Origin of the sequence: Pseudoalteromonas sp. 20-MNA-CIBAN-0454 (assembly GCF_040308685.1) — a bacterium.
Lineage (GTDB): Bacteria > Pseudomonadota > Gammaproteobacteria > Enterobacterales > Alteromonadaceae > Pseudoalteromonas > Pseudoalteromonas nigrifaciens.
Window position 1 is genome coordinate 1 of the sequence record NZ_JBEOOB010000176.1, and the last position, 267, is coordinate 267.

Annotated in this window: 1 protein-coding gene; it reads left to right on the forward strand. The window is 31.1% G+C overall.

Annotated features, from left to right (window positions below):
- Positions 1-15: 15 nt before the first annotated feature.
- Positions 16-267: hypothetical protein (locus tag AAEZ22_RS18410; protein ID WP_352298495.1), on the forward strand; the 252-nt coding region annotated here is incomplete at its 3' end.

Here is a 267-nt window from a genome sequence, read left to right on the forward strand (position 1 = left end):
ATTTGGTGTTGTAAATTGTCTGATACTATTTGTGATTTGCAAGCAAATATTGAATTCGACAATACAGAGAATTTTCTTAAAAAATGCTCTGCTAATGAACAGAAAAAGCTCCAAATATTAAAGGCAGTTGAATCTGGAAAATATGATGGTTTTCATCACGTACCTGATAGATTACTTTGTGTTTCATGCGCAGATAAAAAAAGTAAGAAAGAGTCTTTTAAATATCACTACCCATGGGAGTTTGCTGAAATAGATGTATCTATATGT